The following is a 20113-nucleotide window of genomic DNA, read 5'->3' on the forward strand; positions in this document are numbered from 1 at the left end:
GCCCTCCGCCCGGCGGAGGCCGGTCGCGATCAGTCGGAGCCGACCGGAGGGGGAAGCGCCACCTGGATCCGGGTGGTGGCGCCCGCGGCCACGAACAGGCCCCGGCCGGTGGGCCCGCCCAGCGGCGCGTTGCGGGGCAGGCGCAGCCCGAACAGGTCGCCGTCGTCCGGGGAGTCCACCGACAGCAGGACGCCCGACCGCGAGCGCCGGGTGTCGGACATGAAGCCCCGGTAGCCGCGGCCCAGATCGTCGGTGGTGCCGCCGATCACGACGGCGTGCTCCCCGTCCCGGGCGGTGCGCAGGACGCCGCTCAGGGCCTCGTCCAGCTCGGTCTCGTCCAGGAGCTCGGCGTCGTCCACGACCACCGCGAAGCGGTGCTCGTCGCCGATCGCGCGTTCCAGGTCGTCGGCGCCGGCGTCGGACGTCAGCACGCCGAGCACGCCGGGCCGGCCCGCCAGCAGGCGCAGCGGGGAGCGGCGCGGCGTCACCAGGACGACCGGGACGAGCCCGCCGCCGACCGCGGGGTCGAGCAGCGACTGGACGATCGTCCGCAGCGTCGTGGAGCGGCCCGAGCGGGGCGGCCCCGCGACGGCGAACCCCGGGCCCTCGTTGAGCAGGTCGACGCCGACGGGCGCGAGCGTGTCGCCGCCGACGCCGACCAGCGCCCACAGCGCCGAGGGGGCCAGGAACTCCGGGTCGAGCGACATCGCCTCCCGGTAGGTGACGCGGACCGGCAGCTCGTCCACGTGCAGGGGACCCCGGCGGCGCGGCAGCCGGCCGTAGCGGGACACGCAGCTCCGGGCGATCTCCTGCAGGGCCGCGACCTGGGCCGCGCCGGACGCGTCGTCCCCGAGGAGCGCGATCTGCGACTCGCGGGGAGGCGCGCCGGGCCCCGCGGGCTCCAGGGCGCGCCCGGGCGGCATCTCGGCGGGGATCTGCCGGTCCTGCAGGCCGCCGTACCCGTAGTCGTTCGGGTCGGCCATGCGCAGGATGAGGCGGCGGTCGAAGACCGTGGAGACCTGCCCCCCGAGACCGGAGCGGTCGCCGGTGAACACGGCGCGCAGCCCGGCCGCGGCGCCCTCGCGCAGCAGCCGGACGACCTGGTCGACGAGGCGCCCGTAGTCGTAGTGCTCGAACGCGCCGAGGAAGCCCTCCCAGCGGTCCAGGAGCAGGACCATCCACGGGAGGCGGTCGGTGGCGGCGACGGCGGCGCGCTGCTCGGCGAGGGAGGAGAACCCCGCCTCGGCGAGCACCTGCTGGCGGCGGGCGACCTCGGCGGAGAGCGCGGTGAGGAGGCGCTCGCAGCGGTCGAGCTGGTCGCGGGTCACGACGGCGCCGCAGTGCGGCAGGGAGACCAGCGGCAGCAGGGCGTTCGCGCCGCAGTCGACGGCGTACAGGTGCGCGTCGTAGGGGGAGCACGCCCCCGCCAGGGACCCGGCGATCGTGCGCAGCGCCGTGGAGCGGCCCGACTGCGCGGACCCGGCGATGTAGAGGTGGCCGCCGGCCGCGAGGTCGAGCGTCAGCTCCTCGCGGGACTGGACGGCGGGCAGGTCGGTGACGCCGAACGGGATCGGCGGGACGTCCACGACGGAGCCGCCCGCGGCGGTGCGGGGCGCCAGCGCGACCCGCTCGGGCAGCGGGCTCAGCCACGGCGAGGGCTGCCGGGCGATCCCGGCGCGGCGCGCGGCCTCGTCGACCGCCTGGACGAGCACGCCGAGGTCGGTGGCGAGCACGGCGTCGTCGGCCGCCTCGCGCGGCGCGGGCAGCGGATGGCCGAGGCCCTGCCACGGCAGCGGGTGGACGGTCGGCCCGCCGGACCCGGACGCGGCCCCGGGGCGGCGGCCCCCGATCCGCGCGGACTGGACGGCCTGCGGCGACGACGCCCCGGAGCGGACGTAGCAGCGCCCGGGGGTGGACTTGGAGATCTGCGCCGCGTCAGGGGAGTCCAGGACGTCGGCGGACTCGTCGGGGTCGGTGACGCGCAGCGCGATGCGCAGGTTGGTGTTGGCGCGGATGTCGGCGGTGACGACCCCGGCGGGGCGCTGCGTGGCGAGGATGAGGTGGACGCCGAGGGAGCGGCCCCGGCGGCCGATGTCGACCAGGCCGGCGACGAAGTCGGGCAGCTCGGTGACCATCGCGGCGAACTCGTCGATGACCAGGACGAGCCGCGGCACGGCCGGCAGCCCCGGGTCGGCGGGGCGCAGGTCGTCGTAGTCGTCGACGTCCTTGGCGCCCGCGCCGAGCAGGATCTCCTCGCGGCGGCGGAGCTCGGCGGCCAGCGACTCCAGGGCGCGCTCGGTGGCGTGGCCGTCCAGGTCGGTGACCATGCCGACCGTGTGGGGGAGGTCCGCGCAGTCCTTGAACGCCGCGCCGCCCTTGTAGTCGATGAGGACGAACGTCATCTCGTCGGGGCGGTTCGCCACGGCGAGCGAGGCGATGAGGGTCTGGAGCAGCTCCGACTTGCCCGCGCCCGTGGTCCCGGCGATGAGGCCGTGGGGGCCGTCCGCGCGCAGGTCGATCTCGTAGCGGCCGCCCGAGGCGAGGCCGACGGGGACGCGGGTCGTCCGGCCGCCCGTCCTGTTCCACGACTGCAGGACGTGCTCGGCCGTGGGCTCGGGCATGTCGAGGATGTCCAGGAGCCGCACGTCGGCGGGGAGCGAGTCCTCGGCGTCCTCGCGGGACACGTCCCGGACGGGGGCCAGCGCGCGCGCCACCCGGTCGGTCCAGGTCGCGGAGACCTGGTCGGCGAGGACGGGGCCGACGGCGTCCAGGCCCCGCCCCTGGAGCAGGAGCGTCGAGTGCCGCTGGGCGTCCCAGGCGGCGACGGCGCTGCACTCCTCGGGGAGCAGCCGCTCCTCGTCGTCCACGCAGATGGCGTAGAGCCCGTACTCGGCGCCGCGCGACAGCAGCATCGGCATCCCCGGGATGCGGCGCAGCGCGCGGGCGCCGTCCAGGACGATCAGGATGTTGTACGGCGCGCCGTCGGCGGGCCGGCCGCCCTGGCCGAAGAACGACGACTCGGCCTGCGCGGCCCGGCGCCGCTCGGTCACCCGGATCGCCAGTTCGGTGACGCGGTGCGCCGCCGACTCGGGATCGGTGCCGACGAGGGCCACACAGTCCTCGCCCTCGCGCGGCGCGCAGTGGGGCAGCCAGCGCACCCAGTTCCACTCGTGCCCGGCGTTCTGGTCGGCGGACAGCACGACGATGGCCAGGTCGCGGGGGCTGTGCAGGGCGGCGGCCTGCGCGACCATCCAGCGGGCCAGGGCGCGCGAGGCGTGCCGCGGCCCGGTCAGCCCGACGACGCCCAGCTCGGTGAGGGGCAGCACCACGGGGACCTGCCGGGCCTTCGGGACCCGGAGTCCGCGCCCGTCGGAGGACGGCCCCTCCCGCCCCGCCCGCTCGCCTCCGGCGCCGCCCGCCGGCTCGGCGTCCCCGGTCAGCTCGATGCGGGCGGGCAGGTCGGCGAGGCCCACCCGCAGGTGCAGGACGTCGGGGTCGTCCCGGCGGCGTTCCCACAGGCGGCGGCGCGGGCCCGTCGCGGTGAGCAGGACCTCGGCGGCGTCGGGGTGCAGCGCGCGGCGCTCGGCCTCGTCCTCGCGCCGCAGCCGCTCCAGCTCGCCGTCGAACTCGCCCGCCTTGCGGTGGTACTCCTTCAGCGACTTCTTGTAGGACTTGCGGCCGTGCATCCGGTCGCCGAGCCACTCGCCGAGCGTCATCACCGGCCAGGCCAGCGCGAACAGCGCCCACCACCACTGGCCGAGCCCGAACGCCATGGCGAGCCCGAACGCCGAGAACAGCAGCGCGCCGAAGAGCCGGAGCCGCTCGCGCGGGTTGCGTTCGGGGCGCTTCGGCACCTCCAGCGTCCGCGCCCGCCGCGGCCGGTTCAGCCGCGGCGGCCGGTTGAACGCGAGGCCGCCCTCAGGCAGGGGCTCCAGGTGGGTGTCGGGGGCGGCGCACGGCGCGAGGGCGAGCACGCTGGCCCCCACCGTCAGCAGCGCGCCCATCGGCCACGCCGTCTTCGCGCCGAGGGGCGTCCCGTCCAGGACGACCGCCCCCTGCATCGTCAGGGCGGACGCCTCGACCTGGACGGCCGTGCGCTCGACCGTCAGCCGCAGGGACCGGGCCGGGACGGACGGGTCGTCCAGCACCACGTCGACGTCGTTCCCGGACCCGATCGTGCAGACGCCGAGCCCCAGCCGGTGCACGGACCCGGCGGCCGGGCCGCCGACGACGCGCACCTCGACCAGCCCGGTCGGCTCGGTCAGCACGGTCGCGGCGGCGCCGCGCCGCTCGACCGCCACGACGGCGCCGTCCCGCAGCTCCTTCACGGCGAGCGCCTGCGGGTCCAGCATCCGGCCGTCCATCCAGAGGGCCTTGCGCGCGCCCCGGGACAGCAGCGCGTCCTTGGAGAAGCGCGGGGCGGGGACCGCGGGGCGGCCGTCCAGCGTGGCGGCGAGCGTCTGGGCGACGCCGTCCACGGTGGCCTCGGAGTCGAGGTTGAGCACCACGTCGCGGGGGCCCCCGCCGGTCAACGCCGTGAACGAGATCCGCATCCGAGCCCTCCGACGTCCGCGGGACAACCGGGCCTAGCTTAATTACCCGTCCCCTCCGCCATCCGGGAAGCCGACACGACCGCCTTCAGGGCGTCGTCCAGCGGTGTCGGGGCCATCCCGAAAGTCGACTCGAAGGCCGAGGAGTCGAGGATGTAGGGCTTGTCGAACTGGTACCGCGTCTCCCGCAGCTCCCTGAGCATCGGTGAGAGGAGCCCGGCCGCGTTGAAGACCGCGCGGGGGACCTCGCTGATGCGCGGCGCCGGCGCTCCGGCGATCTCGCACAGCCGCTCCCCGACCTCGACCGTGGGCACCGCCGGGCCGGTGGGGACGTGCCAGGGACGCCCCCAGGCGCGCTCGTCCGTCCCGGCGATGGCGAGGGCCTGCGCGACGTCCGGCAGGTACGTCCACGCGTGCGGGACGGACGGGTCGCTGAAGTACAGGACGCGCTTGCCCGCCAGCAGCGGCTTCACGAACCGCGTCTCGCCGATGTAGGCCTGGTCGGTGCTGCGCGGCCCGTAGTAGTCGGACCCGCGCAGCTCGGTGACCCTGGCGCGGCCCGCCTCGTGCGCGGCCAGGGCGTCCTTCCACATCCTCGCCCGCACCCGCCCCTTGGCGCCGGTCGCGGCGAGCGGCAGGTCCTCGGTCATCGGCCCGTCCACCGGCCCGTATCCGTACAGGCAGCTCAGCGTCACGAGGACGGCCCCGGTGTCCTCGGCGGTCCCGAGGAGGGACGCGGCCATCGGCGGCCAGTCCTGCGTCCACCGGTGGTACCGCGGATTGACGCAGTTGTAGAGCGCGTCGGCCCCCTTGGCGATCCGGGTGAGGCGGTCCCGGTCGGCGACGTCCGCCGCGACCCGCTCGACCCCGTCCGGGCCCGACCCGGACCGGGTCACGACGACGACGTCGTGCCCCCGCCCGGTCAGCAGTTCGGCGAGGTGCGTCCCGACCTGCCCGGCTCCGACGATCACGTGCCTGCCCATGGTTCTCTCCCTGACGGTGGTGTGTGCCCGGTGGTGTGTGCTCGGTGTTGCGCGCTCCGCCTCAGGCGGAGGCCTCGACGTGGTCCTTGAGGGCGGCCAGCCGGGCCTCGTGGCCCGCGCGGAGCTTGTGCTCCCCGTAGATCAGCCGGATCAGCGGGCCGTCCAGCGACTCCTGCACGGTCACGCGGGTCCGGCCGCCCTCGTCGGCCAGGACCAGCCGGTCCACGGCCCGGTAGAGCGCGAGGAAGGTGCCCGTCCAGCTCAGCTCCCGGCCGGGGTCGACCACGGCGAAGCGGGACCGCAGGGGCGTGCCGCCCTGGCTCCAGCGGAACTCCCGGCCCGGCTCGACGGCGTCCAGCTCGCGGAGCCTGAAGTCGGGCGCCCAGGCCTCCCAGCCGCGCAGGTCGGCCAGGACCTCCCAGACCCGCGCGGCCGGCGCGTCGATCAGGACGGTGGAGGCGCTGGTGACGGGCGCGGCGTCGTCGATGCGTCCGCGCAGCGCGTAGTCGTCGTGCAGGGTCGTGAGGCTTCGCATGGCCGGCTCCTTGTTCGGTGCTCCGTTACGAGAGCAATGCTCTCTGAGGAGAGCGATGTTGTCAAGAGCAGTGCTCTCGAAGAAGTTCGAGGCTCTCAAAACAGCGCGGCGCTCTGCTAGCCTCCGGAGGACGGGCAGGACGAAGGGGCCGGCGGAAGGCCGTCCCCGAGGAGGTGGGCATGAGCGCGGGGCAGACGGCGCGCGAGCGGGTCCGGGCGGAGATGGTCCGGGAGATCACCGAGATCGCGAGGCGGCAGCTCGCCACCGACGGCGCCGCGGGGCTGTCCCTGCGCGCGGTCGCCCGCGAGATGGGCATGGTGTCGTCGGCGATCTACCGGTACTTCCCGAGCCGCGACGACCTGCTGACCGCGCTGATCATCGACGGCTACAACGCGGTCGGCGAGGCCGTCGAGCGCGCCGACGCCGGGGCCGGCGCGGAGCACTACGGCGGACGCTGGCTCGCCGTGTGCCGCGCCGTCCGGGAGTGGGCCCTCGCGCACCCGCACGAGTACGCGCTGCTCTACGGGTCGCCGGTCCCCGGCTACAAGGCCCCGGAGGAGACCGTCCCCGCCGCCGTGCGGGACACCGTCGTCATGGCGCGGATCGTCGCCGAGGCGCACGCGGCCGGCGAGCTCGACCCCGCCGGGCCGTGCCCCCCGCCGCCGGCCGCCATCGCCGAGGACATGGCCCGCGCACGCGCGATGCTCCCCCTGGACGTCCCCGGCGACGTCATGGCGCGGGCGTTCACCGCGTGGGCCGCTTTGTACGGGACTGTCAGCTTCGAATTGTTCGGCCAGTACAACAACGTGATCGAGGAACGGGCCGCCTATTTCGACCACACGTCGACCCTGCTCGCGCGCCTCATCGGCCTGAAACCGTGACCGGACGGGCCCTCCCGCCCGTCCGGCCCGGGGGTCAGTGACGGATGTGACTGGTGGTAAGTGGCCATGTGATCCGTGAATTCGCAGGTCATCGCCGTGTGCTCGGATATGGGGGCGCTCGGCTCCCGCGAATCCATTGACGTGACCTCTCCGCCCCCGCGAGCATGGATCGCTCGACGACGCGGACTCCGGTGGGACGGGGCCGGGTCAGGGCGGGAAGGAGCGCGTGGGCAGCGCGATGAAGGCCAACCAGTCGACCATCTCCGGCGGCGGCGCGGCGGGCTCGTCCGGCGGGACGGGACTCGGCCGGTCGGGGCTCGGCACCTCGGGAGGGCAGCGGCTCCCCGCGTCCTCGCGCGAGCGCAGACCGGCGCTCGCCGCGCTGGCGGTGCTGCTGATCCTCGGCGGCGCCCTCGCCAGCGCCTACCTCGTGATGGCCAGCGGCGAGCGGGTCTCGGCGATCCGCATCGCCCAGCCGGTCGCGGCCGGGCAGCGGATCCCGGCGGGCGCCCTCGAAGAGGTGCAGATCGGCGACACCGGCATCCAGTACCTCAAGTGGTCCGAGCGGGCGAAGGTGAGCCGGTACTTCGCGGCCGTCCCGCTGGTGAAGGGCGCGCTGCTGACCAACTCCATGATCAGCCCGGCCGACGCGCCCACCAGCGGCCGGCTCGTCGTCGGGCTCGCGCTCAAGCCGGGCCAGATGCCCTCCGGGAACGTCACCCGCGGCGCGCACGTCACCCTGTTCGCGGTCGGCGGCGGGACGGGCGGCGGGCCGCGCGCCGGGACCGTCCTCGCGCGGGACGCGGTCGTGCTGAACGTCGGCGCCGGGGACGGCGGCGGCCCGACGCGGCTGCGGTCCGAGCAGACGAGCGTCGACGTCGCCGTGCTCCCGGCCGACGCGGCGCGGGTGACGCAGGCGGCCTCCGCCGGGACGGTCGCGCTCGCGCTGCTCCCGCCCGGCACGAACGTCTCGGTGCCGCCCGCGGCGCCCGAGGGCTCGGACGGCGGCAACGGCGTCCAGCCCGTCCCCGGAACCGGCACTCCCGGAGCCGGCACCCCCGGAGCCGGCACCCCCGGAGCCGGCACCCCGGGCCCAGGCACGGGCGGTAACTGACGGTGGCACTCATCGCGCTGGCGGCCGACAAGGGCGCGCCGGGCGTCACGACCGCGGCGGTCGCGCTCGGCGCCGTGTGGCCGCGTCCCGTGCTCGTCGCCGAATGCGACCAGGCGGGCGGCGACCTGGTCTACCGGCTGCCCTCCGCCCAGCCGGACGGCGACGCCGACGGCGGCATGCTCAACCCCTCGCGCGGGCTACTCAGCCTCGCCGCCACGGCCCGCCGCGGGCTGCGCCCCGACCAGGTCGCCGAGCACTGCCAGCGGCTCTCCGGCGGCCTCGACGTGCTCGTCGGCGTCACCAACGCCGAGCAGGCGCACGCGATGACGTGGCTGTGGGGACCGCTCGGCCGGGCGTTCGCCGGCCTCGCCCCCGTCGACGTGATCGCCGACTGCGGGCGGCTCGGCGCGGCCAGCCCGCTGATCGACCTCATGCACGAGGCCGACCTCGTCGTCCTGCTCACCAGGGCCACCCTGGAGCAGGTCGCCCACCTGCGCGAGCGCGTCGCCGCGCTGACCGCGGAACTGCGCGGCGGGCCGCCCGTCGGCGTGCTGGTGCTCGCCGACCCGCGCGACTTCCGCGGCTCCATCGCCGAGGTCGACCGGATCCTCGCGGGGGTGCGCGGGCGCGCCGCCGACGCCGCGCAGGGCCCTCCGCCGCCGGACGTCACCGTCCTCGGCGGCCTGGCCCTCGACCCGAAGGGCGCCGACCTGCTGTCCGGCAGCTGGGGCGGGCGGCTGGACCGTTCGCTGCTCATCCGGTCGGCGCGCGAGGTCGCCGCCGACCTGGTCGGGCGCCTGCCCGCCGCGGTCTCCGCCGCGCCTCCCGCCGGGCCCCCCGGAGCGCCTCCCGCGGGGCACGACGTCCCGCTCCCGCCGGGACCGCCCGAGCAGCCGCCGCAGGGACCGCCGCCGCCGCGGCAGGCGCCGCACGTGGCCGCGGGCGGCGGGCACGAGGAGGGGAGGCGCTAGATGGACCACGCTCTGGTCAAACGTCTCCGCCAGGAGGTCGGCGACCGGCTGGCCCGGCAGCGCCGGCTGGACGCCGCCAACGGGCTCCCGCCGATGTCCGGGGAGGACGAGCGGCAGTTCGCCCGCGCCCTGATCGGCCAGGTGCTGGAGGAGTTCGCGCGCGGCGAGATCACCTCGGGGCGCCGGCCGCCGAACGCCGAAGAGGAGGAGGCCCTCGCCGCCGGCGTGCACGCGGCCCTGTTCGGCGTCGGCCGGCTCCAGCCGCTGCTGGAGGACCCCGAGATCGAGAACATCGACATCAACGGCTGCGACCGCGTGTTCCTCGGCTACGCCGACGGCCGCGAGGCCATGGGCGAGCCCGTCGCCGAGAGCGACGAGGAGCTGGTCGAGCTGATCCAGATCCTCGCCGCCTACAGCGGGCTGTCCTCGCGCCCGTTCGACACCGCGAACCCGCAGCTGGACCTGCGGCTCCCGGACGGGTCGCGGCTGTCGGCGGTGATGGACGTGACCGTCCGCCCCGCGCTGTCGATCCGCCGCGCCCGCCTCGGCAAGGTGTTCCTCGCCGACCTGGTCGGCAACGGCACGATCACGCAGGAGGTCGGGCAGTTCTTCCGCGCCGCCGTGCACGCCCGCAAGAACATCATGATCGCGGGCGCGACCAACGCGGGGAAGACGACGCTGCTGCGCGCCGTCGCCAACGAGATCCCGCCGCACGAGCGGCTGATCACCGTCGAGCGCGCCCTCGAACTCGGCCTCGACGCGTTCCCCGAGCTCCACCCGAACTGCGTCGCGTTCGAGCAGCGGCTGCCGAACTCCGAGGGCCAGGGCGCGATCTCGATGGCCGAGCTGGTCCGCCGGTCGCTGCGGATGAACCCGTCCCGGGTGATCGTCGGCGAGGTCCTCGGCGACGAGATCGTCACGATGCTGAACGCGATGACGCAGGGCAACGACGGATCCCTGTCGACGATCCACGCCAACTCCTCGGCGGAGGTCTTCAACCGCGTCGCCACGTACGCGATCCAGTCCGAGGAGCGGCTGCCGGTCGAGGCGACCCACATGCTGATCGCGGGCGCGATCGACTTCGTGGTGTTCATCGAGAAGCGCAACGACTACGCCTCCGGCGGCCGGCTGCGCCGCTACGTGGCCAGCGTCCGGGAGGTCACCGGCGTGGACGGGCGCGTGCTGTCCTCGGAGATCTTCGCGCTCGGGCCCGCCGGGTACGCCGTCCCCGCGGCGCCCATCGCGTGCATCGCCGACCTGGTCGAGCACGGCTACGACCCGTCCGCCGGGGGGTCCTGGTGACGCGCGGGGGTGACGGCTGATGTACGCGCCGGACGTGATGCTCGCCGTCGTCACCGGCGCCGCGGTCGGCGGCGGCCTCCTGCTGCTGATCGTCGCGATGCGCGGGCTGCCGCCGCGCCGCGGGCCCGCCCGCGGCCACAGCCGCGAGGACCTGGTCCGCACCCTCACCACCCGCACTGCCCTCGCCGTCATCGTCGGCGCCGTCGTGCTGATCGTGACGCGCTGGCCGATCGCCGCCGGCGGCACCGGCGCGCTCGTCCTCGCCTGGAACGGCCTGGCGGGCGGCGCCGCCGAGGAGCGCAGGGGCATGGCGCGGCTGGAGGCCCTCGCCGCGTGGACGGAGTCGCTCCGCGACACCATCGCCGGCGCCGTCGGGCTGGAGCAGGCCATCCCCGCCTCCCAGCGCGCCGCCGCGCCGGCCCTCCAGCAGCCGCTGCGCAACCTCGTCGACCGGCTGCACACCCGCGTCCCGATGCCGGAGGCGCTGCGCCGGTTCGCCGACGACCTGGACGACCCGTCCGCCGACCTGGTGATCGCCGCGCTGATCCTGAACGCCAAGCTGCGCGGCCCCGGGCTGCGCGACATGCTGGGCGCCCTCGCCGACTCGGCCCGCGCCGAGCTGGACATGCGCCGCCGCGTGGAGGCCGACCGCCGCGCGACCCGGCGCAGCGTCCGGATCGTCGTCGCCGTGTCCGTCGGGACGGCCCTGGCGCTCGCCGTGTTCAACCACTCCTACGTCGAGCCGTACGACGACGTCCTCGGGCAGCTCGTCCTCTGCATCGTCGTCGCCCTGTACGGCGCCGCCTTCCTGTGGCTGCGCCGCCTGTCGCGGTACGAGATGCCCGGCCGGTTCCTCAGCGAGCCGCGCGGGGCCGCCCAGCCCGGCGTGCCCGGCGAGGTGCCGAGCACCGTCGCGGGCTGGCAGGGCCGCGCCGCCGAGGGCGGTGGCGTCCCGTGAACGCCGCGATGATCGCCGGGGCCGTCGTCGGGTTCGGCCTGTACGTGCTCTTCCGGGCGCTGTTCCCGTCGCGGCCCGGCCTCGCCGCGCGGATGGCGGCGCTCGACGCCGCCCGCCGCCGCGACCTGGAGCAGCGGCGGTCCGGGACGCCGGCGCCGACGCCGGGACGGTTCGGCGGGACGCGGGAGAAGCTCGGACGGGAACTGGCGCGGATGTGCGAGGCGCGCGGCTGGCGGCTGCGGTCGGTCCGCGCCGACCTGGCGATCACCGAACGGTCGCTGGAGGCGTTCCTCGCCACCAAGTTCCTGCTGCCCGCCGCCGCGCTGGTGTTCATCCCGCTGGTCGTCGCCTACTTCACGCTGCTCGGGCTCGGCTCCTCGGTCGCCGTCCCGGTGTGGATCTGCGTGCTGTTCGCCGGCCTGTTCTTCTTCTTTCCCGACATGCAGCTCCGGCAGGAGGCGCAGTCGCGCCGGCAGGACTTCCGGCACGTCGTCGGCGCGTTCCTCGACCTGGTGTCGATGAACCTCGCGGGCGGCCGCGGCGTCCCCGAGGCGCTGATGACCGCCTCGAACGTCGGCGAGGGCTGGGCCATGCACCGCATCCGCGACGCCCTGGCCAACGCCCGCATCACCGGCCAGACGCCCTGGCAGGCGCTCGGCGGGCTCGGCGAGGAGGTCGACATCGCCGAGCTGCGCGACCTCGCGGGCGCGCTCGCGCTGGTGTCCGACGACGGCGCCCAGATCCGCAAGTCCCTCGCCGCCCGCGCCGCGTCGATGCGCAGCCGCGAACTGTCGGAGCTGGAGGGCAAGGCGGGCGAGCGCTCCCAGTCGATGCTCATCGCGCAGCTGTTCCTGTGCGCCGGCTTCCTGATCTTCCTCGCCTATCCGGCCCTCATGCGGGTGCTGGCCTCATGACCGCGAACCTTCCCCGACCCGTTCACCGACCCACGCCCCTGGAGCTGTCACGATGAGCCCGCTCAATCCCCTGAACGACCCGGCCGTCGTCTACCTGCGCGCCCTGCTCGGCACCCGCCTGGCGCGACTGCGAGACGAGGAGGAGCGGTGCCGCGGCGCGTCCGCGATCGAATGGGCGATCATCACCGCGATCCTCGCGCTGATCGCGATCACGATCGGGGCGGTGATCCAGAAGAAGATCCAGGACAAGGCCAACAGCATCAACACGGGCTGACCGCCGTGCGGCCCAGGGAACCCGGCGCCTCCTCCGACGCGGGCGCCTCGTCGATGGAGTGGGCGCTGCTCACCCCGGTCCTCATCATGATGATGCTCGCCGCGGTGCAGTTCGCCATGGTCTTCCACGCCCGGCACGTCGCCCTCGCGGCGGCGCAGTCGGGCGCCCGCGTCGCGCGCACCTCCCCGGTCGGCGGCGGCTGGGAGGGCGCGGCGACCGCGAAGGCGTCCTCCAGCGTGCGCGAGATCGGGCCGAACCTGCTCGGCGGGCTCCAGGTCCGGGCGGGGGAGGAGAACGACGAGCGCTGGGTCGAGGTCAGCGGCGAGGCCGTCCAGGTCGTCCCGTTCATGAGGTTCCACGTGTCGCAGCGCTCGCAGGGCCCGATCGAGTGCTTCCGTCCCGACGTCGGTTCCGGGACGGCGTGCCAGCGGGGAGCGGGCGGATGAGGGCCCGCCTGCCGCGCCTCGTCGCCGACGGCGGGTCCATGTCGCTGGAGATGGTCCTCGTCACGCCCATCTTCGTCGCGTTCCTGCTGTTCCTCGCGGGCGCGGGGCGCATGGTGGACGCCAAGAGCCAGGTGGACGGCGCGGCCCGCGACGCCGCCCGCGCCGCGTCCATCGCGCGCAGCGCGGGAGACGCGGAGGGCCTCGCCTCCGACACCGCGTCCGCCGGGCTGCGCGGCACCTCCTGGTGCTCCGGCGGCCCCACCGTGGAGACCGACGTGTCCGGCTGGGGGCCGGGCGGCAGCGTCGACGTGACCATCACCTGCGACGTCGACCTCGGCGACCTGGCGTTCATCGGGCTGCCCGGCAGCAAGCGGCTCCAGGGGCACGCGATCGCGCCCGTCGACACCTACACCTTCCGCGGGACGGACGACGAGCCGCCGGAGGACACGCCATGACGGGACCGCGCAACGCGCCGGGACGGCGGGGCCGGCCGGAGGCACGGGCCGTCGGCGACGGTCGCGACCGGGGCACGATCGCGATGTACACGGTGCTGTTCACCCCGGTCGTCATCCTGCTGGCCGGGCTGCTCGTGGACGGCGGCCTCGCCATCCACGCCCGGCAGCGCGCGGCGGACATGGCCGAGCAGGCCGCCCGCGCCGGCGCGAACCAGATCGACCCCGACGCCCTGCGGCAGACCGGCAAGCCCGTCCTCGACCCCGGCAAGGCCCGCGCGGCGGCGTGCGACCTGCTGGCCTCCTACAGCGACCAGGTGACCGGGTCGCGGTGCGACGCCGACGAGCAGGAGGTCGCCGTCAGCGTGCGGATCAGCGTGCGGCCCCAGCTGCTCGGGATCATTCCGGGCTTCGGCGAGTTCCAGATGACCTCCAGCGCGACCGCCCGCCCCGTCACGGGCGGACCGGGAGGAACGAACCCGTGAGCATCGGCGAGAACAGATCTACCATGAGGACGACGTCCAGGGACCGGAGAACGGCAGGGGCGCGATGGTGACGCGGCAGGAGCGCAGGACACCCGTCCGGGTGCGGAGGCAGCGCAGCGCGGGCGACGTGCTGGCGGGGATCGGGGCGCTCGTCCTGCTCGCCGCGCTGATGGCCGGCGTCCCGTTCGCGCTGTTGACGATCTTCGGTTCGCCGCTGCCGGACCACGTGCCGTCCGCGTCCGACCTCACGCACCGGGTGGGCCCCGGCTCGCTCATCGCGATCCTCGTGGTGCTGGTGTGGCTCGCCTGGATCCAGCTCGCGGCGTGCGTGGTCGTCGAGGTGTACGCGGGGATCCGTGGCGTCGGCGTCCCCGCGCGGGTGCCGCTCGCGGGCGGGACGCAGTCGCTCGTGCACCGGCTCGTCGTGGCGGCGCTGCTGCTGTTCACCGCCACCACTTCGATCATGCCGGCGCTCTCCGGCGGGCTGGCCCAGCGTCCGCCCGCCGTCCAGATGCAGCCGCAGGCGGCGGAGTTCCACCAGATCCCCGAGGCGCCGGAGCGGCCCGCCGCCGCCCCGGCCGCCGAGAACCTCGCCGCGAGCCCGGCCGAGAAGGCCGCCACCACCAAGATCTACCGGGTGCGTCCGCCCGAGGGCCGGCACCACGAGTCCCTGTGGGAGATCGCCGAGAAGTGCCTCGGCGAGGGCCGCCGCTACAACGAGATCTACTCCCTCAACAAGGGCCACATCCAGCCGGACGGGACGCGGCTGACGATCGCGAGCCTGATCCGTCCCGGCTGGATCCTGGAGATGCCCGCGGACGCCAAGCACGCGCAGGTCATCCCCACCAAGGAGCTCCAGGACTACTTCCGGCACGGGCACGCCGTCCCCGACGCGCCCGCCAAGCCGAACCCGGCCCCGCCCGCGGCGCCGAAGCCCACCCCGCCGGCGCAGCAGACGCCGCCGCAGCAGCAGACGCCGCCCACGCATCAGGCGCCACCGACCCATCAGGCGCCGCCCACGCACGAGCCGCCCACACACGAAGCCGAGCCGACGCAGCCGCCCGCGTCCCAGGCCCCGCCGGTCGTCCCGCGGCCGTCGGCCTCGCCGACCCCGGCGCCGCAGCACACCGAGCCGAAGGCGCCCGCGCCGGAGAAGTCAGGGCCGGAGAGGACGGAGACCGCGCAGCCGCCCGCGCACGACGGCGGGACGGAGAGGCCCTCGGCCGAGACCGGCGACAGGTTCGACGTGAGCTGGCCGCACGGACTCGCCGCGGCGTCGCTGCTCGCCGCCGGGCTGCTCGGCGCGCTCGGCCGGCGGCGCCGCACCCAGATGTGGCACCGCGCGTTCGGGCACATGATCGTCCGGCCGGAGGGGGCGGCCGTTGAGGCGGAGCGGGCCCTGCGGATCGGCGCCGACGACGACGCGGCGCGGCTGCTCGACCTCGGGCTTCGGCACATGTCCAAGTCGATGGCGGCGGGTGGGCGCGCCCTGCCGACCATCTACGGCGTGCACCTCGGGCGCGGCAGCCTCGACCTGTGGATCGCGCCCGCCGACCGGAACCCGCCCGCGCCCTGGCAGGCGTTCGACGACGGGCAGGTGTGGCGGCTGGGCGCCGACGCGCTGCCGGGCCTGGAGGCCTCCGACCTCGCCGACGTCCTCGCCCCCTACCCCGGCCTGGTCTCGATCGGCACGAACGACAACGGCCGCATCCTCGTCGACCTGGAGGCCGCGCACGGGCTGATCGCGCTGCGCGGGCCCGAGGAGACCCGCCGCGCCGTGCTGTCGGCGGTCGCGCTGGAGCTGGCCACCAACCGCTGGTCCGACCACATGCGGATCACGCTCGTCGGGTTCGACGCCGAGCTCGGCGAGGGCCTGGCGGAGATCGCCCCCGACCGGGTCCGGTCCGTCCCGACGCTGGAGGACGCGCTGCCCGAGCTGGAGGGCCGCAGCGAGGAGGTGCGGCAGGCGCTGGCCGCGTCCGGCGTCGACTCGGTGCTCACCGGGCGCTGCCGCGGCGTGTTCGGCGAGGCGTGGATGCCGCACTACCTGATCATGGCCGACCAGCCCCCGGAGCGGGACGCCGACCGGCTCGTCGCGCTGGCCCGCACCGGCACCCGGATGGCCGCCGGCTACCTCGTCCCCGGCGACGTGCCGGGCGCCACCTGGACGTGGGACGTCGACGCCGCCGGGCGCCTGACGGCCGGCGTGCTCGGCTTCGACGTCGAGGCGCAGCTCGTCGGCGACGACGACTACCGCGGCGTGTTCGAGCTGTTCCGCACGGCCGCGCGGCTGGAGCCGGTGGAGCTGCCCGGCCTCGCCGGAGGCGAGGAGCCGCCGAGCGCGCAGGAGTCGTCGGTGGAGGTCCGGCTGCTCGGCCCGATCGAGGTCGACGCGCCGGGGCCGATGGACGAGTCCCGCCGCGAGCTGTGCACGGAGCTGCTGGTGTACCTCGCGGCGCACCCGGAGGGCGTCCACCCGACGGTGCTGTCCGGCGCGGTCTGGCCGCGCGGCGTCTCCACCGGGGTCCGCGACGCGTGCGTGGCCCGCGTGTCGGACTGGCTCGGCCGCGACGCACGGGGCCGCCCCAACCTGTACTACGACGACCGCGGCCGGATCCGGCTCGGCTCCGAGGTGCGCGTCGACCTGAACGTGTTCCGCTGGCTGGTGTGGCGGTCGGCGGCCGAGCCCGCCTCCGAGACCGCCTACATGGCGTACGCGCTGGACCTCGTCCGCGGCCCGCTCCTCGCCGACCGGCCGCGCGGCCGGTACGCCTGGCTCGCCGACCACGACCTGGAGTTCGAGGCGCCCGCGCGGGTCATCGACGTCGCGCACCGCCTCGTCGTGCTGCGGCTGGAGGAGGGCGACCCGCGCGGCGCGGTGGGCGCGGCCCGCGCCGGGCTGCGGCTCGCCCCCGAGGACGAGGGCCTGTGGCGCGACCTGCTCCGCGCCACCCACGCGACCGGCGACGTCGCGCAGGTCCAGGTGGCCGTGGACGAGCTGCGCGGCCGCGTCGTCCGGGACCCGCTGTTCGACGGGCTCCAGCCCGAGACCGAGGCGCTCGTCGAGGAGCTGCTCCCCGACTGGCACCATGTCGGTTCGCGCTAGCCGGCCCCGCTAGCGGTACAGGCCGGTGCCGCCCAGCGAGTAGCGGCCGGGCTGCGGATGCACGCACATCCCCGCCGGGCGCCCGCCGACCCGGACGGACCGGACGACGTGCCCGGTCCGGGTCGAGACGGCGTAGACGAGCCCGGCGGGGTCGGCGAGCCACAGGGCCGTCCCGTCCGGGGACACCCCGCCCGGCGCGGGCGAGCCGCCGCCGGGCAGCGGCCAGCGCGCCGCGACCCGCCGCGTCCCGAACTCGACGGCGGTGACGGCGCCGCCGCCGACGACGAAGAGCCGGCGCGCGTCCCTGCTGATCGCCAGGCCCCGGGCGCCGGCTCCCGTCCGGACGAACCCCAGCGGGGTGAACCGCCGGGCGTCCACCAGCCACACCCCGCCCTGCCGGGCGTCGGCGACGTAGAAGGCGGACCCGTCGGGGGACAGGCGCAGGTCGCCGGGCCGCGCTCCGCCGGGCAGCCGCAGCGTGCCGGAGACGGCGCGGCTCGCCAGGTCGACGCGGGCGAGCACCCCGGCGGCGGCGCACGTGGCCACCAGGGACGCGCCGTCGGGGGTGAAGTCGGCGTGGCCGGCCGCGCACGGCAGGGGCGCCGTCCCCCGCGCCGCCATCGTGCGCGGGTCGCGCACGTCGATCCGGTCCGGGCGGCGTGCCAGGACGAGCGCGTCGCGGCCGTCGGGGGAGAAGTAGAGCCCGGTCGGCGCGGTGACCCCGACCGGGCGGCCCAGTCTCCCGCTGCGCGGACCGAGCGGGACGAGCAGGCCGTTCGCGCGGTCGGTGGCCCACAGCCGCCGCAGATCCCACGACGGCGCCACCCGCGACGCCGGCGCCCCGGTGTGGAACCGGCCGACGAGCCTGAGCCCGGCGGGGTCGAGGACGTCGACGTACGGGCCGTTCGGCACGTACAGCCGTGCCGGGAGCCCGCGGGCCGCCGGGGCGAGCATCCCGGGGCCGGTGGCGGCGTAGACGCGGCCGCCCGCCGGCGCGACGGGCACCCCGCCGGGCGGCCCGGACTCGGACGCGCGCGGCGCGCCGCCCGGGCGCGCCGGCAGGTAGGGCGCCGGTCCGCCGAGCCCGACGACCGGGTCGTCCGGGGAGCCCTCCCCGGGCCGGTAGAAGGGGACGGGCGACTCGCACCCGGCCAGGCCGGTCAGCGCGAGGGCCGCGGCGAGCGGCAGCGCGGCGGCCCGTGATCGTCCCTTGTGAGGTTGCATGCGCGGTCTCCCCCATTCACGGCGGGGACCTTACCTAGGGACGACGTTCTGCATCCGGCTAATTGCCAAACGTGTTCGCTGCGGAGACGGTATCGGGTGCCGGCCGGTCCGCGGGGTGCGCGGTTCACCGCCACGAACGGCGCAAAGCCCGCCGGCCCCTCTAAAAAAACACTTACGTCTGTTAGATTCGGTCCCGTTCTGAGGGGAGCGATCGATGACCCTGGCGCACTGGCCCGACACCGTCGACGACATCATCGGCGGCGACCAGGCCGTCATCCTCGCCACCGTCACCCCGGCCCGCGGGGTGGTGCTCACCCCGGCCACCAACTTCGGCGCACGTGACCGCGACGGCGGAACCGTCACGGTGAACAGTTCGGTCGGAGGCTGGAAGAAGCTCCAGCGCATCAAGCGCGAGCCCAAGGTCGCCCTGGCCTTCCACGCGCGCGACCACGGCTACAGCGACCGGCCTGAATACGTGCTGGTCCAGGGCACCGCATCGCTCTCGGCCCCGCTCGGCGACTACCCCGAGACGCTGGGCGCCGACTCCGGCGCCGACGGCTCGTCTACCGGCTCGGAGTGGGCGCCGCCATGCGCGTCGCCCACTGACGCGCGCGCCGCGCGGGCCACGACATCCTCCGCTGAGGCGCCGCGGCCGGTCCGTCAGTCGGACTTGCCGATGCCTATGCCGAACTCGCGGTAGACGCGCTCCCAGAAGCCGTCCCGCAGCCAGGTGCGGGCCTCCTGGTAGGGGCGCAGCGAGCCGCCGAGCTCCTTCTCCGCCTCGATCAGCAGCTCCTTGTCGATGACGGGCGGCAGGATCGGGCCGGGCAGCAGGTCGCGGATGTTGTCCCGGCCGCGCTCGAAGATCCACTTCTGGGCGACGTGCTCGCCGATCTCCAGCATGTGGTCGCGGTCGGGGCCGAGCTTGCCGTCGGACGGCGCGGCCGTGGCGGAGTTCAGCGACGCGGCCACCGTGGCGGGGGTGGCGGCGCCCGGCACCGGGACGGCCGCGCGGGCCGCCGCGGGCGTCGGCTTGACCGCCGGGGGACGTCCCGCGAACACCTGCGACGGCGACGGGACGGGGCTGGTGCGCTGCGCGGCGGCCGCGGCGTCGCGGACCGCGGCGGCGGAGCCGGGCGCGGGCACCGGCAGGACCTTGGCCTTGGTGAAGTACGGGCGCAGGAACTCGGCGGGCAGCACCTCGACCGTGTCGGACTCCCACACCAGCCACTCGGCCTGGTTGGAGCCGTGCGTCGGCTCCACGCCCCACAGGTGCACGCGGACGCCGTAGCGCTGCGCGGCCTCCACGGCGGGCAGCATGTCCTCGTCACCGGCCAGCAGCACCGCGTCGGTGATCGCGCGGTGCCGGGCCAGGGCCTCCAGGTCGGCGCGCAGCTGGGCGTCCACGCCCTTCTGCTGCCCCTGCGCGTTCAGGTTGCCCAGGCGCAGCTTCACCAGCGGCAGGTTGGCGATCACCCGCTGGTCGACGGTCGGCTGGCGCCTCGGCGCGGCGTCGAACCAGTACACCCGCAGCAGCTCGCCGCGCCGCTGCTCGTCGGCGTGGTCGGTGAGCGCCTTGATCAACTTCTCCGCGGCGACCCGGTACTCGCGCCGGGAACCGCAACCGAGCAGGAGGGCCCCGGAGGCCGCGTAGAGGTACCCCGCGTCGACGAAGATCGCGTATCGCGCGGGCTGAGGGACGTACTCCGAGGTGGCCATGGCCTTCCACCTTATTCGTGCGGAGCGCCCTGCCGGGTGCGAACCACGCTTAGATGTCGCGGGGCCGCCCGGCGCGGCCGGCGCCGGGCGTCAGCGCGGCAGACCGCTCGCCCTCCACGCGCCCGGCCCCCGCGGGCGCGGCCCCCACGAGGACGGCGCGGGCCTGACCCGCCAGGAGCTCCAGGACCAGGTCATCAGC

At 75.7% G+C, this 20113-nt stretch carries 17 protein-coding genes; 12 read left to right on the forward strand and 5 right to left on the reverse strand.

What is annotated here, in order from left to right; translation table 11 throughout:
• Window positions 1–29: 29 nt before the first annotated feature.
• The 3 genes from ABD944_RS15515 to ABD944_RS15525 form a co-directional block, all read right to left on the reverse strand.
• Entirely contained in the window at window positions 30–4553 is a 4524-nt protein-coding gene (locus ABD944_RS15515) for an FtsK/SpoIIIE domain-containing protein (protein WP_345176783.1), read from the reverse strand.
• Window positions 4554–4591: 38 nt separating this feature from the next.
• Entirely contained in the window at window positions 4592–5533 is a 942-nt protein-coding gene (locus ABD944_RS15520; RefSeq protein ID WP_345176786.1) for an NAD-dependent epimerase/dehydratase family protein, read from the reverse strand.
• Window positions 5534–5594: 61 nt separating this feature from the next.
• Window positions 5595–6068 (reverse strand): SRPBCC family protein, encoded by a 474-nt coding sequence (locus tag ABD944_RS15525; RefSeq protein ID WP_345176789.1) that lies wholly within the window; start codon window positions 6066–6068, stop codon window positions 5595–5597.
• A 179-nt stretch (window positions 6069–6247) separates the two neighbouring features.
• Here ABD944_RS15525 and ABD944_RS15530 point away from each other — a divergent pair, with 179 nt between their 5' ends.
• The 11 genes from ABD944_RS15530 (at window position 6248) to ABD944_RS15580 (ending at window position 16971) form a co-directional block, all read left to right on the forward strand.
• Complete coding sequence (locus ABD944_RS15530) at window positions 6248–6949, forward strand: TetR/AcrR family transcriptional regulator (RefSeq protein WP_345176792.1); 702 nt, start codon at window positions 6248–6250, stop codon at window positions 6947–6949.
• 226 nt (window positions 6950–7175) lie between these two features.
• Complete coding sequence (locus ABD944_RS15535; RefSeq protein ID WP_345176795.1) at window positions 7176–8063, forward strand: CpaB family protein; 888 nt, start codon at window positions 7176–7178, stop codon at window positions 8061–8063.
• Window positions 8064–8065: 2 nt separating this feature from the next.
• Window positions 8066–9034 (forward strand): hypothetical protein, encoded by a 969-nt coding sequence (locus ABD944_RS15540; protein ID WP_345176798.1) that lies wholly within the window; start codon window positions 8066–8068, stop codon window positions 9032–9034.
• Entirely contained in the window at window positions 9035–10336 is a 1302-nt protein-coding gene (locus ABD944_RS15545) for a TadA family conjugal transfer-associated ATPase (RefSeq protein ID WP_345176800.1), read from the forward strand.
• A 19-nt stretch (window positions 10337–10355) separates the two neighbouring features.
• Window positions 10356–11294, forward strand: coding sequence for a type II secretion system F family protein (locus ABD944_RS15550; protein WP_345176803.1), 939 nt, complete (start codon window positions 10356–10358; stop codon window positions 11292–11294).
• Window positions 11291–12208, forward strand: coding sequence for a type II secretion system F family protein (locus ABD944_RS15555; protein WP_345176806.1), 918 nt, complete (start codon window positions 11291–11293; stop codon window positions 12206–12208). Before ABD944_RS15550 ends, ABD944_RS15555 begins: the two co-directional genes overlap by 4 nt.
• 52 nt (window positions 12209–12260) lie before the next feature.
• Window positions 12261–12482: a Flp family type IVb pilin gene (locus ABD944_RS15560; protein WP_089314798.1), complete on the forward strand. Its 222-nt coding sequence runs from the start codon at window positions 12261–12263 to the stop codon at window positions 12480–12482.
• A gap of 5 nt (window positions 12483–12487) precedes the next feature.
• Complete coding sequence (locus ABD944_RS15565) at window positions 12488–12928, forward strand: TadE family protein (protein ID WP_345176809.1); 441 nt, start codon at window positions 12488–12490, stop codon at window positions 12926–12928.
• Window positions 12925–13383: a TadE family protein gene (locus tag ABD944_RS15570; RefSeq protein ID WP_345176811.1), complete on the forward strand. Its 459-nt coding sequence runs from the start codon at window positions 12925–12927 to the stop codon at window positions 13381–13383. The genes ABD944_RS15565 and ABD944_RS15570 overlap by 4 nt, the downstream gene beginning before the upstream one ends.
• Window positions 13380–13865, forward strand: a complete 486-nt coding sequence (locus tag ABD944_RS15575) for a TadE/TadG family type IV pilus assembly protein (RefSeq protein WP_345176813.1) — start codon at window positions 13380–13382, stop codon at window positions 13863–13865. The genes ABD944_RS15570 and ABD944_RS15575 overlap by 4 nt, the downstream gene beginning before the upstream one ends.
• A gap of 64 nt (window positions 13866–13929) precedes the next feature.
• Window positions 13930–16971: a BTAD domain-containing putative transcriptional regulator gene (locus ABD944_RS15580; protein WP_345176815.1), complete on the forward strand. Its 3042-nt coding sequence runs from the start codon at window positions 13930–13932 to the stop codon at window positions 16969–16971.
• A gap of 9 nt (window positions 16972–16980) precedes the next feature.
• On the opposite strand, the gene ABD944_RS15585 is transcribed toward ABD944_RS15580, so the two are convergent.
• A complete protein-coding gene (locus tag ABD944_RS15585; protein ID WP_345176818.1) occupies window positions 16981–18195 on the reverse strand; it encodes a YncE family protein in 1215 nt (404 codons plus the stop codon).
• 214 nt (window positions 18196–18409) lie between these two features.
• Between ABD944_RS15585 and ABD944_RS15590 the strand changes: the two genes are divergently transcribed.
• On the forward strand, window positions 18410–18895 hold the full coding sequence (locus ABD944_RS15590) for a pyridoxamine 5'-phosphate oxidase family protein (protein ID WP_345176819.1): 486 nt from the start codon (window positions 18410–18412) through the stop codon (window positions 18893–18895).
• Here the strand turns inward: ABD944_RS15590 and ABD944_RS15595 are convergent.
• Window positions 18856–19914: an NYN domain-containing protein gene (locus ABD944_RS15595; RefSeq protein ID WP_345176822.1), complete on the reverse strand. Its 1059-nt coding sequence runs from the start codon at window positions 19912–19914 to the stop codon at window positions 18856–18858. The genes ABD944_RS15590 and ABD944_RS15595 overlap by 40 nt on opposite strands.
• Window positions 19915–20113 lie beyond the last annotated feature (199 nt).

It is taken from the genome of Actinomadura verrucosospora (assembly GCF_039540335.1).
GTDB classification, from domain to species: Bacteria; Actinomycetota; Actinomycetes; order Streptosporangiales; family Streptosporangiaceae; genus Spirillospora; species Spirillospora verrucosospora.

Bases quoted from the DNA above. Each gene is read 5' to 3' on its own strand.
- ABD944_RS15560 (WP_089314798.1), top strand. From the start codon at position 12,261: ATGAGCCCGCTCAATCCCCTGAACGACCCGGCCGTCGTCTACCTGCGC.
- ABD944_RS15530 (WP_345176792.1), top strand. From the start codon at position 6,248: ATGAGCGCGGGGCAGACGGCGCGCGAGCGGGTCCGGGCGGAGATGGTC.
- ABD944_RS15590 (WP_345176819.1), top strand. From the start codon at position 18,410: ATGACCCTGGCGCACTGGCCCGACACCGTCGACGACATCATCGGCGGC.
- ABD944_RS15580 (WP_345176815.1), top strand. From the start codon at position 13,930: ATGGTGACGCGGCAGGAGCGCAGGACACCCGTCCGGGTGCGGAGGCAG.
- ABD944_RS15515 (WP_345176783.1), bottom strand. From the start codon at position 4,553: ATGCGGATCTCGTTCACGGCGTTGACCGGCGGGGGCCCCCGCGACGTG.
- ABD944_RS15585 (WP_345176818.1), bottom strand. From the start codon at position 18,195: ATGCAACCTCACAAGGGACGATCACGGGCCGCCGCGCTGCCGCTCGCC.
- ABD944_RS15575 (WP_345176813.1), top strand. From the start codon at position 13,380: ATGACGGGACCGCGCAACGCGCCGGGACGGCGGGGCCGGCCGGAGGCA.
- ABD944_RS15525 (WP_345176789.1), bottom strand. From the start codon at position 6,068: ATGCGAAGCCTCACGACCCTGCACGACGACTACGCGCTGCGCGGACGC.
- ABD944_RS15545 (WP_345176800.1), top strand. From the start codon at position 9,035: ATGGACCACGCTCTGGTCAAACGTCTCCGCCAGGAGGTCGGCGACCGG.
- ABD944_RS15550 (WP_345176803.1), top strand. From the start codon at position 10,356: ATGTACGCGCCGGACGTGATGCTCGCCGTCGTCACCGGCGCCGCGGTC.
- ABD944_RS15570 (WP_345176811.1), top strand. From the start codon at position 12,925: ATGAGGGCCCGCCTGCCGCGCCTCGTCGCCGACGGCGGGTCCATGTCG.
- ABD944_RS15520 (WP_345176786.1), bottom strand. From the start codon at position 5,533: ATGGGCAGGCACGTGATCGTCGGAGCCGGGCAGGTCGGGACGCACCTC.
- ABD944_RS15595 (WP_345176822.1), bottom strand. From the start codon at position 19,914: ATGGCCACCTCGGAGTACGTCCCTCAGCCCGCGCGATACGCGATCTTC.